We start from the raw sequence: 13,876 nt of genomic DNA on the forward strand, positions 1-13,876 counted from the left end.
ACGCAAAGAAGCGAGCATCGCAGCATTGGAGTGGCAGGATCGGTCATCCGATCCCATTTGGTCGGCTTCGTCGCTGGCCGAGGCGGTTCAACTCATGAACGCCGATCATTCCGACCTACTCGGAACGAGACAGTGGGAGTCGCCCGATGGCTTCGGCGTCAACAACAACAGGCCAACTCTTCGGATACTGACCGAGATAGGAGACGCGGACAGTGTCCAGGGAAAGGAGCTGACGAAGCGCTACGCTACCCTGCGTGAACCACTTCCACTGGCCGGAAGCCGGCTTTCGCCCTCCCAACTGGAGGAAGCTCTACTCGCCGAGTTTCCCTGGTTTGAGGATTTAATCTCCCAGATTGCAGACACGATCGAATTGAGGCGCACCGCTGGAAAGCCATGGTTTCGCATCCCGCCACTCCTGGTTGTTGGTCCACCCGGGTGCGGCAAATCCAGGTTCGCGCGTCGCCTAGGTGAGATCAGCGGTACCGGACATGCCTCGATCACGGTGGCGGGCTCCTCCGACAACAGGATGCTCGCGGGAACCGCGAGAGGATGGCACAGCACACAACCTTGCTTCCCGGTCATCGCCATGCGAAAGGCAAATACCGCCAATCCAATCGTCGTCGTCGATGAAATCGAAAAGGCTTGTCCCAGTCAGAACGGAGATGCCCAGGCAACGCTCCTTAACTTTCTGGAACCGGAGACAGCGTCGCGATATTTCGATGAGTGCCTTCTAACCAGCGTCAATGTCGGAGAAGTGAGCTGGATATCGCTGGCAAACAGCATCGAGGGGATCAAGCCGCCTTTGAAGAATCGTGTCAGCCTTCATTTTGTGGGTGGCCCACAAGAAGAACACTACCCGACCGTCATCCGGTGCCTTCAAAGAGATATTGCATTGGAACTCGGCATCGATCCAACGGTGCTGCCCACGCGCAATAAGGAAGTTGAAGCCCTACTTCATACTGCTTTTATGAATGGCGCGTCGGTCAGGCGCCTCCGGGCTGGTCTGTTTGCATGGATCAGGTCAGAAGGCATTAATCGCCAGCTCCACTAGGAGTTCCGAGACGTTTCACACACACCATCAGAGCGGCTTTCGAGGAGGGCAAGAGACAATGGAACCGACATACGAAGAGATTCTTGCGCTTGCCACCAAAGTATTCGGCTCGGCAGAGGATGCTCAGGCCTGGATGAAGCGCCCGGCGATTGGACTCAACCAGCAACGACCGATCGAACTCACGGGAACCGCCGAAGGAAGGGAAGCTGTAGCGACCTATCTCGTCCGGATCTACTTCGGTGTTTACACCTGAAGCGCTGTAGAAAAATGAACTGGCAGGCCTATGGCCTCCCCCCCCAACCAGTTTCGTTTCTCAAGAGCCTCTATATTCGCTTCTCGTGGCGCACCCAGGTCCGATGACTACAAAATTTCGACAAAAGCCAGCCTACGAAATCGGGCTTATTGGATCCAAACTCTCCTGCTCCAGGGGCTTTCCTTCAGGAGACATAAGCCAACGCCACAGGTCATCGAGATCAGCGGTCGCCAATGCAGGTATTTGAATTGCTGGCCGCTCCTTTCGTGGCACGGACCCAGATTGTGCTTCAGCAACTCGGCGTGACATCTGATGAGGTGCAACCTTTAAACCGACTTGCTGAGCTATTCCAAGAACGGACGACGCAATTCGGACCCCCGCCTCATCAATATCCCCCCAGTGAAACGCTGTTGCAGTGGGCTGCTGAGTCACCACGTCAAGGTAGGCCTGGCGCCAACTCCGGGAGGGAAATCCCCCGGAGTAAAAGACAATCCCATTGTCCCTCACTTCGCGAGCATAGCGAACAAACGAAACCCAGTTCTCGATGGAGAGAATATAGTCCGCCGTCTGAAATTTGAACGTCCGGATCTCTTCAGGCGGCAACCCGATGTAACTGACCGGGAGTGACTTGGGTGCCGCGACGAAGACTGCCTGAGACAACTTCTCCGCGCCCAATTCTCCTAGAAACTCCCGCGCGGACCGCCCGTCCCGGTCACGCCCGCTCAAAGCTGCAGCAACGACAGCCACCAGATCCTCGGAGTGCTCAAGCGCCTTGGACGAGCAGCCCGCAGCCAAGGACAAGGTGCGGTAATCGATTGCCTTATCTAGGCGCACAAGCTCTCGCGCGATCTTCACCGCGTTGCCTAGATCTTCGGTATCCCCGGGAGCCAGGCGCACATCAGAACCAACCCAAGCTACATTTCGCGACCAGGATGACTCGATCTCTTCGAGTATTCGCCTCAGCCCCTCTTCCGCCCCCTCCTTGAGGCCCTCCAACCGATTGGCGCTGCTCTCCCAGGACGGCACCCTTCCCAATCGCTGATATGCGGCTTCCGGCGAGAGGAGCTTAAACTTTTCGATCATCCCTCCTGGTATACGTTTGCGCCGGCATTCAATGATCCCGGCCGCTTCGACCTCAGCCAACTCTTTCTCGAGCTTAACCACCGCCGTATGCGTCTTCTCGACGGCAACATTCACAAAAACCCGATCGGACTTTCGGTTGCGCTCATACTTGTCGAGCGCCTGCGCGAGGTATTCGTCGGCAGTGGTCATTCGGCCGCCTCAGACGCCATCCTTTTCTGAAGCTCTTCCTCGTTCCAGTTGTCCGGGTTCTCCTTCCTCAACGCTTCGCGCGCCCCTTCCTTGAGATACATTGGCTTCACGTATGAGTATTTGTCCGAGCGACGAATATCGAGAATCGTATCGACCACTTCCGCAACCACCTGCCGCTTGTCCGGCGGAGCGGCGAGAATAGTCTGAAGCTGGAGCGACCCGAAAAAATCGATGAGCTTGCGCTGCGTCGGTCCATCCAGGCGAAGGAACGCTTCATCGAACATCGCAACACCAAAGGGCGCCTCCACAGACTTCACGCTGCCGTAATAGACAGCGGCCAACGCTGCGCCAATCGCGATGTAGGCCGGCGCCCCGAGCTCCCCGCCGGACCCTGTGCCTGCTCGGTCGCTCGAATTCGTCTCGTATCCGGTCGAAACGTCCTTCGAGATCAGGTCGAACACGTTGTAATTGCGATAGTCCTCGTAATAGGTGAGATCCATCGCGTCATCTTCGAGCATCTGCTCTATGATCTCGAAAGCTGCTTCGTATTCGTCATCATTGCTGCCGGTCGCACGAAACAGCGGCAATGCAAATGACGCGTCTTCCTGCGCTTTCTTCGCAAGGCGCACTATCGGCGCAAGGTTCGGCGCCATGTGACTGCTGAACCTATAGGTCTTGTTGATGAACACGCGACCGGAAAGGTTCTTGTTCAGATCGCGCACCGCCTTATCGGTCGCGTCCAATCTGGATTGGATCTGTCCAAGAAACTCCTTCTTGAAGATATCCTCGGCACTTTCGGCTGCGTGGCGCATTTCGCGTTCTTTCTCGAGCAACACATTGTCTCGAATCCGCGCGACCTCAGCATCCACATACTCGCCGATCGATTGAATCGTCTCGAAGTCACTCTCCGGCCGAGCCAACGCAAATTCGATGAAATACCGGCCAATCCCCTTATCGCTTTCCCGGATTTCTCCACGAAGCCGGATCACCTCCCTGTCCGCCTCAAGCCTTCTATCTTCTGCTTTCTCGGTGACGTTGGTGTATTTTCGGCCACAACCCATCCGTCGGGCAAAGTCGTGCATGCGCACCAGGCCTGAGAGCACACGTTCCCCATTCGTCGTGCCGAACTGCCCGCTATTCCGGAGAAACTTTTCACGCGCTTCTTCTGCCTGTGCGAAGAGACCGGGCCGCATCACCTCGCCCTCCAGTTTGCTTCGTACGATTGCAAGCCTCTCGCGCAATTTCGAACGCACGTCTTTTTGGTCGTCGAGATCCCGATCGAGAGCATCCATGCCGCCCAATAGATCTTTCTCTTTGGCCTGCAATTCGGGATCGATCAAATCTCCGATCCTCTCATACTCTTCCTGCGCATCTGCCAAGCGTTTGTGAAGCGCCTTCATGAGTTCCGCATCATCGGTCAACGGGCGCCTAGAGTCGGCCAAATCGACAAGGGCCTGAATATCCCTCTCAATCTTCTGCAGTTCGGCGAGTTGACCGGCGAGCCCGCTAAGCTCTCGCGTCAGCGCTGTCACTTCCGCCTCAAGACGCGGGATATTTGCCGCGGCAGCCCCCTTGCCGAGCTTCGGCGAGAGAACCTGCATATCCCGAACGGTGAGCCCATCATCGAAAATGATCCTGAGCTCTCCATCCCGTTGTACTTGCAGGACGGACCGACCCTTCTCATCGAAGTCTGCAGTGCTTGCGGCAAGCCGTACCCGGCCCAACCTGGAGACAAGAATCTTCCGCACAATCGGATCATCACTGGTAACGACCGATGCTAAGCTTTCCGCCGGCGCCTCATCCGGCTGATCCTCAAGCTTTTGAGTGGCGAAGATCCGAACATCCCGCGCCTCGTCGCGCCGAAGGCTTTTATATATCTGAAACGCTTGCTGCACCTGCCCTGCCGCTACAACGACGCCTTCACGATCCCATCCGAGGAGCGCTTCCGCCGAGGGCAGCCAATCCGGACGCACCACTTCTACTGCCTCAAACAGCAGCTTCGAGTCGATTCCAGCCCCCTTCAGCTGCGCTTGAAACGCTCGTACCTGGGGAGATACCTGAATGCGTCCCTCCCTCGCTTCTCTCAGCTCGGATTCCGCTGCGCGCTTTCTTTCTTCGACATGATTTGCATCCACCCGCACTTTGGTGGTGATCCGCTCATGGTCCGGCGCCGCCTTCTGGAGAAGATCGAAAAAACGCGCGAGATCCGGCTCGAGCGTCATGGCGTCATCCGCCCACTCGTGCGGACGGCGCCCCCGGAGACTATCGGCAAGGGTCCCAGCGACGGTCCGCAGAGAGGTATGATTTTCGAGCCACTCACCAGACAAACGCGGCAACCGCTGCATAAGCGTCTTGTAGTGATTGTTCGCGTTTTCTCGCGCTTGCACGAGTTCGTACTGCGCTTGCTTGATTCTTAATTGCGCCTCGCTCCGCTTCGTGTCGGCGCCGTCCGCATTCAGCTGCCGGCGCACCGCCACGAGCTCTTCCGACGCTTCTCGTTTTCTACTTTCGATCTTGCCGATAGTTTCGTTGAGCGCGTCTTCTCGAGCCATCATGTTTCGCTCGTCGCGTTGTCCCTCAAGGACTCGCCTCTTCAGGTCGCACCATCTGGCTAGATCGACGATTGGCCCCATCGTCTGCTGCGCCTCGAGTTCCTCGCGATATTCGGCACATTTGCGAGACAAAGGCTGCAGCCAGTTCAGGCGCTGCCGAAGCAGCTCCACGTGATTCCGCAGCTCTCTGAACCTGTCAACCGAGCTCCGTAACCCCCTAAGGTCGATCGGATCGTCCTCGAGGATATACTGCCTTACGAATTCAGTGGGATTCTCGGCCTGTCCCGTTACGGCGAGCGCCTTATGCAGGGTCTTCAGGAGCTGCTTGATCTCGCCTTCCTGGTAGCTCCGCCGCTTGCCGGACAGGAGGTAAAGATAGGACTGGCAATAGCTTTTCCAGTCTTTCGCGCGATCCAAACCCTCGCCGCCTGCCTCGACACCTTTCTCGTGAAGTCGTTCGAGGACCTCGTCGAGCTCGAAGGGGATAAATGCCTCACCGTCGATAGCGCCTACATCCGATTTCTCGATGCGGGCGCCATCCACCACAAAGAGTGCGCGAACAGTCGCTGTCGTATCTTTAGGCTCCGCCTCCAGAGCGACGCCGATCGTCACGTATTTTCTGGTCTCTTCATCTTCAAAAACCAAAGCCACAAGCGTCTGCGTTTCTTCATTCCGAAGATACGCTTCTTCCTCGTTGGCCAGTTTTCCGAGGACATATCCTTTGAGGGTTCTGCGCTCACCTGATTGCCGGGACTTTCCCTCCCCTGTAGCGATATTGAACTTGGTAAGCCTCATATTCGCCCCGGACAGCACGACCTGCATCATGTCGAGGAGCGTCGACTTTCCGGAGCCATTCTTACCCAGCAGCGCCGTAACGCCGACCACATCCACTTCGAGCAGCGGATAACTGTACCAGTTCATTGCGAAAATACGGGAGAGCTTCATTCCTCGTCCTCCTCGCCGACATCCGTCAGCTCTCCCGCGCCAGCGGCCTCTGCGAACTCTTCAAGGCGAGCCATGGCGCGTTCATCAACCAGCGCATCTACAATCGGGCGGATCTCGACCTCGTAATCGTCGAATTCTGCGTCGAGCTCGTGCACTTTCACGAGGCTACGACGATGGAGATCTTTTAGATAATCGAGCATTTGCGGACGGGATATGGGTGACTTCTGATATTCCCCAATCAGATCCTGATAGCGGGTGAAGATTGCCTCCAACGAGGTCCGGTAGACAGCTCGTTCGTCGCACTCGAAGTTCGACAGGGCCTCACGCCAAAGGATGGCCAGGAGTAGAAGAACCTGCGTGTCCTTCGTCGTCATCTTCATCCAGCTTGCCCTGTCCATATCCGGAAGCAGGCCAGCCCACTGATGCTGATCATTCACAACAAAGCGACGGTGAAGCAGGTGAAAGTAGGATTCAAGGAAATCCCCGAATGAGGGATCCGAAAGCACGCGATAGGCCGCGCCGCCGCGACGATCTCCTGCATAGACGAACTGCTTCTCGGCAAGAAGCGACATGGCGGCCATCAGGTCCTTGCCTCGGTCGCCAAGCTCCTCTTCCAGGTCAGGAATTGGCCGTACCATTCGCATCTCCCAGGTCAACAATTTTGAAGTTCGGGGCCCGTAACCACTCGTTCTCGATCCATCCATCCGGGCTAGATGGATCCATGGCGATCACCTCGTACTCGGCACTCAAAAGCCCGACCGGGTCTCCGTCTTCGTAGCCTTCACCGATGTGATGAGCAGAGTGGATCAAGTGCATCATCACAAAAAAATCCTTGGGCTCTTTCACCACGAGAAGTCGCCCGTCAGTTGCTTCTCCTCGAGCGACTCGCCGGCGCAGAAACTCTCGTACATCTGCACGCGTCACGGTCCCCATCTGGAGATGCTGCGCCTCCATTCTGGCCCGAAACGCGTCCAGCGGATCCTCCGTTGGAACAGCAATCGCCTGCGGTGCGATGCGCTGCTTCCTTATCTTGGGACGAACTAGGCGCTCTTTCCCATACGGTATCTCCAGCGGCCGCATTAGCCCGGGGCAATCATCGCGATCGCCAAGCCGATCTAGCGCTTGCACAAGTCTCACCGCCCGGGTGGCCGAAGCTCCGATGTCTCGCTCCATGTAGCGCACCGCATCGGTCAGCCGGCGCTCCAGTCGCCATTTGAAATTCCGAATCCGGGAGAAACCGTCTTCCATGCGGGAGAGGCCCATTCGGATCTTGTCGATATCTTCGCGCACCCGGTTGATGGCACCGGAAGAGCTCCCCGCTTCACCCGCCACCTGATAGGTTGCAGCTAACTCCCGGAGCCGGTCCTCGTCGTCAAGAATGTCGTCGGTCAGACGAATGATCTGCCCGCGGTGGGCATATGGGTGGGTGCCCTCATAAATGAGTTTGAAATCCTTGAGCAGGAGCCCTTCAACGAAGCCTTCGATTAGAAGTTCCACCCCTTGATCCCGCGAGGCCCGCTCAAGAAAGCTCTTTTCCACATTTCTGAGCGAGGACTGGATTGCCCGAAGAGTGGTGACGAATTCCTCAATATTTCGCGCGGCCTGGATCACCGCGAGCCCAGATTCCTGCGGATTGGCAACTGCGGCCTCCAGGCTTGATTTCGCAGCAGCGACGACCCCGCCCACCTTCAACGAGATCCCGTCTTTGAGCATCAGGAGGCGCGTCAGCAGCAGCGTCGGGGCAAACGGCATTTCCACAAGGATCTGGACACCCTGCTCTTGCTCTTCCAGCCAGCCGCAGTTCACGAGACGGGTGTAGATGTGGCGAGATCGTGCCATCGCCAGATCAGTCCCAGAGCTGCCATCGCCCTTCCTCTTACGGCGCCGCAAACGCCGTCCGGACCCTGCGACCTTCAGATCGTCAAATCCAAGCAGCGTTTCTTCTTCATCTACCCAGAGATCGAGGTTTTCCGTGAGTGTTTGATAAATCGCGTGCTCGACTTCGGCACGACGAGGTGCGTCCTGTTCCTCGAAGAACCGGCGATAGAGGTCTTCCAGCACTTTAGCGAAGAGGAGTTTATTTCCGTGGGCTAAGGGCTGAAATATCTCAAGAGGAAGCTGGTCAAACAGCAGCAATTTGCTCTCATGTTCTGCAAACAAAATTTATACTTTAGGGGGCCTCTTACGCCTCAACAAGGAGCCTTTCTGGCGAAGGTCCGCATACTTGAATTCAATGACTTTCTTAATGCTCTGAACCAGCCAAACGCTACCGCGCATATGCAGCGCCACCTGCTAAACGCGCCCACACCGTCATGAACTCAAGGACCTCTGGAGAGCTCCACTCGACCTACCCACTATCTGCTTCTCCCCCCTCTCAGCAGCAAAGCGCCCGATCCGATTCGTTCATAAAATGGATTTCAAATTTGCAGTTGACTGCGGAAAAGACCTAAAACTTATCCAGATTGCTTTAGGACCGAAAAATTCTTAAAAATCCGACTAAATTATTGTTTTTATTTATATTATAGGCTGGCAAGTATTGTTTTGCACGCATGCGAAGATGAGGCCCATACATTTGGGCCTTTTTAATCTTAGAATTTTTCGGCCTACTATATATAGATGCAGCGTCCAGCAAGTAGCGGCAGTAGTATAGGAAATTTGGAGTCCAAGTAACTACTTGGACCATTTTCTTATCTTCTTAAGCCACTCTACTAATTTGAAGACATGCATCCTATCTGTGCTGAATTCTTGACTTACCAAATCCAACTAGCCCAAAAATGAAAAAGGCCCGCTCGAGGCGGGCCTTCTGGCCGACATTGGCGTGTCGGCAAAAAATTGCGCTGCTACCCAACGCTGAGATCAAAATATCTCAGCATTACAGCGCATGCAACAAAATTGCGCGTTCGGCGCCACAGGAGAGCTTTGTCTTCTGATGGTGTCACGTGCGAACGAGGAGCGCATGCCATGTTTCGCTTGCTGATACGACATCGGTGCGGACGACCTTCTCCTAGAATGCCCTTGGTAAAGCTCTTGCATCAATTTCAGGGCCAATCCGAACTCTATAAACGCAAAATCCGACTGCCCTTCCTCCAGGTTAAGGCGTTGGCAGCCGGTCAAAACTCCCTCCACATTCTATCAGGAGGGCGCGTTGCTTAGCGAGCTTGAGCTTCAAAGCCTTCCCTCATACCAAGCTCTTGATGAATACGGTCGCCACCTTGTTCATGAGGTTCACTCACGTGGTGGAGCCCCTGTCCGCGCTGTCCGATCCAGCGGCTCAAATGTCATCCAGCAGTACATGAGCCTGAAAATGGATCGGGTGTATTTATGCGAGAGCCACACCGTGGAGGCGCCCTTTGCGCTTCAGCTCGAATATGACCCTAGCACTCTGGCTTACTACCTTCAGCCTTGCACACTCGACATCCTTATCCACGACGATTTTCGGAACCGACATCAAAGGCGGCAACATACACCGGACGTGCTGGTAATTCGATATGACGGCATTGAGTTGTGGGAACTCAAGCCGGTGGCGCGTTTGCGCAAGCTAACAAAGCGTTCGCCTGACACATGGACTGAAGGGCCCGAGGGTGTATTTCGTCGGCGGGACGTCGAAGAGCATTTGAAGGGAACCGGGATTGGCTATCGCGTCCGATCCGACCTCGAAATCAATCAAATCCTTGTCGAAAACCTCAGGGACATTGCTGACTTTACTCTACCGACAGCGCCAAAAATCGATCCCGAGCGGCTATCTCATCTCAGAGCAGTACTGCAGAAGAATGGTTTCATCACCATTGCTGATCTCGTCCAACGATACGATTTCACGGGCGATGAAATCCGCAAAGCAATTGCAGATCGCCTTGTAGCGTTCGACTTCGAGAACGACCGTCTCGGCGATCCTGTAAGAGCACGTGTTTTCCCGGATGAGGTAGCGCTCGAGATATTCAAACTCTCAACTGAAGCGCTTCCCCCTGACGGTTGGTACGCCACACCTCAAAGCTTATCCGAAGGCGCGGTGATATCACTGGATGGGACCCGCTACAGGATTTCTTATCTCATCGATACTGAGGCTGTTCTTGAGAACGAAGCCGGCGCACAAAAGACACTTCAACTTCATATCCTCCACAAATTCCAAAACGACAGCCGACTGAAGGTCATCCATCAGGACAGTTGTTCGGAACGGGGGGTACGCTGCTCTATCGCGGACTTCACAGAGGAAGAACGCGAAATAGCATTTGCCCGACTTCGCATAGTGCAGGGCGAGAAAATTCCGGGCTGGGCGCCGTCACCCAGCACTGTCGGCCGCTGGAAGGCCCGCATTCGAGATATCGATCCACACGACAGACCGTCAATGATCCGCGCGCTGGTGCCCCGTCACCGCGACAAAGGGAATAGGAAGAGGAGGTTGCCCGACGAGGTGATCGAGATCATGCATCAGGTCATCGATACCAAATATTACAACGCACGCAATCGCTCCAAGAGGAGCTGCTATGAGATCCTTGTCGCCGAATGCATTAAGGATGGCCTTACACCTCCTTCAGAGCCAGTCTTCCTGAAGGCTATCGACGAACAGTGCACCCAATTAGCTATTACCAAACGTAGCGGAAAACGGCTCGCCAATAAGGAGGAGTCACTAGCAAACTTTCTCTACCGTGATGACCCTCCCGACAGATATATCGGTTCACCTCACGGTTCACGCCCGTTCGAGGCAGTCCATATTGATCATACTCAGTGCGATCTTGAACTTGTTTGCATAGAAACGGGCCGAAATCTGGGGAAACCTTGGCTAACGATAGCCATTGACGCCTACTCAAGACAGATCCTTGGCTTTTATCTGAGCTACTCCCCGGCGAGCCGCGTATCCAGCTTCATGGTGCTACGCGACATGGTGAGACGCTTCAACCGGCTTCCGGAAACAGTAGTCGTCGACCGAGGCTCCGATCTGACATCCAGAGATTTTCGATCAATCACAGTTATGTTCGGCGTCTCAATTAAATGGCGCCCCGGTCAGAAACCTCGCGTAGGCGGCGTGATCGAACGCCTGTTCGGCATAGCAAATAAGCGGTTATTTCATAATCTAGAGGGCAATACGCAGATAATGCGTAAAGCTCGAGAGAGTACGAAATCCGTTGACCCGAAGCGACATGCAAAATGGTATCTTGAGGCGCTCTATACTGCGCTAGAGAAGTGGCTGTTCCAGCATTACGCGAACACGGAACACCCTGCCGTTTTACGCCCCCCCTCGGAAGCATTCGAAACCGGAATTACCATGTCCGGCAGCCGCACGCACATCCACATTCCGCTCGATCGAACCTTCAAAATTTTAACGTGCCCGACTGTCTCACGTGAAGGGGTCCGAACAGTTTCGAAAGGTCGAGGCATACGCCTCAACGGCGATTTTTACTATCATCCAGAGCTGGACCGTCCGGCCCATTGGCAATCCAAAGTGCCGGTGAAATACGACCCCTGGGATGTTCGGGTCTGTTACGCCTATATCGACAACCACTGGATTGAATGTCGGTCTGTGCATTTCCAACGACTGGCCAACTTCACCCCCGCCCTCCTCCGAGCCTTTAGCCAAGAACTCATACGTCGAAAGACATTCTCAAGGGCGGAAGTTACTCCGAGGAAACTCGTCGAGCACATCGCAAGCGCAGAGTTCGACACCTTTCCGGACGCGTTGCGGCAGAAAGCTATGGCATCGCGGGCAGTATACGGACCGATTGGCATGACGTCCGTCACACCCGAAGAAGAACTTGCGAGTGACACCCCGTTCCCCATGCCAAAGATCGACTACTCGGCATGGCTTCCAAACCAAACTCCAGAAGAGGATGATCAGGATGACTTCTCGTACGACATCTTCCCGGACTAATCGCGAAATCTCAACAAAAGAGATTCGTCAACGCGTCAAAGAATTCGCACGCACCCAAGTAAAGCATCCGTCCATGCTAAACGCTATGGAAGAAATTCAGGATGCCGTCTCACCAAATAGCGGGATCAACGTGGCACTTCTGGTTGGGCCACCTGGTGTGGGCAAGTCTGCCACCTGTGAGCAGCTTATTCAGGAAACGGCGCGAGAGTATCTTGATCAGCTGAAAGCTGACCCCTTTTTTAATCCGGCAATTATGGTTTCCGCTCCCTCGCTCGGCGACAGAGCCTTCTCGATGGCTGACTTTTTCGAGATCATTCTTGAAGCGTTGGGCGAACCAATGATTGATCAAAAGCTCACACCGGAATGTATAAGTGGTGGCTATGACCTACCGCTACGCTTGAGCGCTCCTACGATGAAGCTCTCGGCTCTCCGAGTGGCAACCGGCAAAGCGCTTCAAGCACGTCAGACTCGGTACGTCATTGTCGATGAGGCCGCCCACATCATGAATGGGCGCGCACTTTCGGAGCAGGTTAATGCCTTAAAGTCATTATCTGACATGACACAAACAAAGTTTGTGCTGGTGGGCTCATATGACCTATACGAAATTATTTCCGTCAACGGACAACTTGCAAGGCGGTGCCATGTTGTCCATTTGCCAAGGTACACCACAGATGCAAATGGAGGAAAGCGACACTTCAACAATGTCGCACGAGCTCTTGCGAAACGCATGAATCTTGAGCCAGAAGTAGTTCTCGATCCCTATCTGCCTGCTCTAATGGAGGCATCCGTTGGCTGTATCGGAACGCTTAAGCATTCGCTGCAGAGGGCATACTCCCGCTCTCTCCGGCACGAAGGAGGAAGGTGGTCGCCCAGCGTCCTTCAGTATTCCCTCTTGCGCAAAGCCCAAACCAGGAAAATCCTCAATGAGACACTGGATGGCGAGCGTTTGATTGCCGAGAACGAAATTTGGAGCCTTTGATGCGTCAGAATGATGCTCTCCAGTTTGTCCACCACAAGTATTATCCGCGTCGCACCAGGCTCTGCCCAATCGCTCCCATTGGAACAGACACGCCGGATTGCGAAAGTCTGTATTCCTACCTCCTGCGCCTGTCTTGGGAACACTCGGTAAGACCGAGTTGCCTAGCCCAGTTCCTATACGAATACCTTGCGCCCGAGGAGATGAGAGACCGAAAGATGAGGGCGAAACGCAACACGATACTAGGCACTCCGTCGCAGGCACTTATCTCTGCCATTGAGGAACTTACCGGGCTTAGCCACCTTTCACGGCTAACGTTGTCATCTTACAAACCCTTCTTGCCAAGCAAAGGGCAAGGCAACCAACCAAGAAAGTGGTGCCCGTTATGCCTAAATGAACAGCGTCTGCTAGGAGCAGTGTACTCGAAGCTGGCATGGGAGATTTCTACGACGCCGGCTTGTATCCACCATGGTGTCAAATTGGTATCAGCCTGCCCCTTTTGTGGAGGCTACATAGGACACCGATCTCAGTACTATACGCACTCGCGCCTGGGGTTTTGTAGAAAGTGCAGATCTTGGCTTGGAGGTGATGGGGATGCCAAAGGTGAGGAAGCGTCAATCCAGGAGATGGCGGTTGCGAGAACCATTGGAGACTGGATTGCTGACGGAGATGAGGCACATCAATGGAGTCTCGAAAATCTTGCTCATTCATTAAACGTCATTTGTAACGTTGGCTTTGGTGGACGCAAAATAGACCTTGCTGAAGCATTAGGCGTAGGTAAATCCACCATCAGCCCCTGGTTGAATGCCAAGAACTCGCCGACGCTGCCTCACTTGGTGAATATCGCGAACCTCGCCAATACATCGTAAGCGGTGTCCCAGTCACACCCGACTTATTTCATCGGCTTGTTTTCGGCTTCCAGCGTTTAGCGAGCTTGAGGACCTCGAGACGGAGTTCATCGGCC

9 protein-coding genes and 1 pseudogene are annotated in these 13,876 nt (G+C 54.7%); 6 read left to right on the plus strand and 4 right to left on the minus strand.

Going from position 1 to position 13,876, the window contains the following annotated elements; translation table 11 throughout:
• Both CMI59_RS08470 and CMI59_RS08475 read left to right on the plus strand, forming a co-directional pair.
• Positions 1–1,051, plus strand: a 1,051-nt coding sequence (locus CMI59_RS08470; protein ID WP_293327227.1) for an AAA family ATPase, incomplete at its 5' end; no start/stop codon positions are given.
• A gap of 58 nt (positions 1,052–1,109) precedes the next feature.
• Positions 1,110–1,304, plus strand: coding sequence for an MbcA/ParS/Xre antitoxin family protein (locus CMI59_RS08475; protein WP_293327229.1), 195 nt, complete (start codon positions 1,110–1,112; stop codon positions 1,302–1,304).
• A 132-nt stretch (positions 1,305–1,436) separates the two neighbouring features.
• On the opposite strand, the gene CMI59_RS08480 is transcribed toward CMI59_RS08475, so the two are convergent.
• Genes CMI59_RS08480 through CMI59_RS08495 form a run of 4 tightly spaced genes read right to left on the minus strand, consistent with a single transcriptional unit; the run spans position 1,437 to position 8,209 of the window.
• Complete coding sequence (locus CMI59_RS08480; RefSeq protein WP_293327232.1) at positions 1,437–2,576, minus strand: Wadjet anti-phage system protein JetD domain-containing protein; 1,140 nt, start codon at positions 2,574–2,576, stop codon at positions 1,437–1,439.
• Positions 2,573–6,073 carry an SbcC/MukB-like Walker B domain-containing protein gene (locus tag CMI59_RS08485; RefSeq protein ID WP_293327235.1) on the minus strand — a complete coding sequence of 1,167 codons (3,501 nt, stop codon included), beginning with the start codon at positions 6,071–6,073 and terminating at the stop codon, positions 2,573–2,575. The genes CMI59_RS08480 and CMI59_RS08485 overlap by 4 nt, the downstream gene beginning before the upstream one ends.
• Entirely contained in the window at positions 6,070–6,711 is a 642-nt protein-coding gene (locus CMI59_RS08490) for a DUF4194 domain-containing protein (RefSeq protein ID WP_293327238.1), read from the minus strand. Before CMI59_RS08490 ends, CMI59_RS08485 begins: the two co-directional genes overlap by 4 nt.
• Positions 6,692–8,209 carry a Wadjet anti-phage system protein JetA family protein gene (locus CMI59_RS08495; protein ID WP_293327241.1) on the minus strand — a complete coding sequence of 506 codons (1,518 nt, stop codon included), beginning with the start codon at positions 8,207–8,209 and terminating at the stop codon, positions 6,692–6,694. The genes CMI59_RS08490 and CMI59_RS08495 overlap by 20 nt, the downstream gene beginning before the upstream one ends.
• A gap of 1,009 nt (positions 8,210–9,218) precedes the next feature.
• Between CMI59_RS08495 and CMI59_RS08500 the strand changes: the two genes are divergently transcribed.
• From CMI59_RS08500 to CMI59_RS08510, 4 genes and pseudogenes are all read left to right on the plus strand, one after another.
• A complete protein-coding gene (locus CMI59_RS08500; RefSeq protein WP_293327243.1) occupies positions 9,219–11,936 on the plus strand; it encodes a DDE-type integrase/transposase/recombinase in 2,718 nt (905 codons plus the stop codon).
• Positions 11,905–12,915: a TniB family NTP-binding protein gene (locus CMI59_RS08505; RefSeq protein ID WP_293327245.1), complete on the plus strand. Its 1,011-nt coding sequence runs from the start codon at positions 11,905–11,907 to the stop codon at positions 12,913–12,915. Before CMI59_RS08500 ends, CMI59_RS08505 begins: the two co-directional genes overlap by 32 nt.
• A pseudogene (locus CMI59_RS16890) lies at positions 12,915–13,382 on the plus strand (TniQ family protein); the annotation flags it as partial. The gene CMI59_RS08505 and the pseudogene CMI59_RS16890, both read left to right, overlap by 1 nt.
• Positions 13,383–13,538: 156 nt before the next feature.
• On the plus strand, positions 13,539–13,781 hold the full coding sequence (locus tag CMI59_RS08510; RefSeq protein WP_293327248.1) for a helix-turn-helix transcriptional regulator: 243 nt from the start codon (positions 13,539–13,541) through the stop codon (positions 13,779–13,781).
• Positions 13,782–13,876: the final 95 nt, after the last annotated feature.

It is taken from the genome of Parvibaculum sp. (genome assembly GCF_002684405.1).
In the GTDB taxonomy this organism is placed as follows: domain Bacteria; phylum Pseudomonadota; class Alphaproteobacteria; order Parvibaculales; family Parvibaculaceae; genus Parvibaculum.

Bases quoted from the DNA above. Each gene is read 5' to 3' on its own strand.
- CMI59_RS08475 (WP_293327229.1), top strand. From the start codon at position 1,110: ATGGAACCGACATACGAAGAGATTCTTGCGCTTGCCACCAAAGTATTC.
- CMI59_RS08480 (WP_293327232.1), bottom strand. From the start codon at position 2,576: ATGACCACTGCCGACGAATACCTCGCGCAGGCGCTCGACAAGTATGAG.
- CMI59_RS08485 (WP_293327235.1), bottom strand. From the start codon at position 6,073: ATGAAGCTCTCCCGTATTTTCGCAATGAACTGGTACAGTTATCCGCTG.
- CMI59_RS08490 (WP_293327238.1), bottom strand. From the start codon at position 6,711: ATGGTACGGCCAATTCCTGACCTGGAAGAGGAGCTTGGCGACCGAGGC.
- CMI59_RS08505 (WP_293327245.1), top strand. From the start codon at position 11,905: ATGACTTCTCGTACGACATCTTCCCGGACTAATCGCGAAATCTCAACA.
- CMI59_RS08510 (WP_293327248.1), top strand. From the start codon at position 13,539: ATGGCGGTTGCGAGAACCATTGGAGACTGGATTGCTGACGGAGATGAG.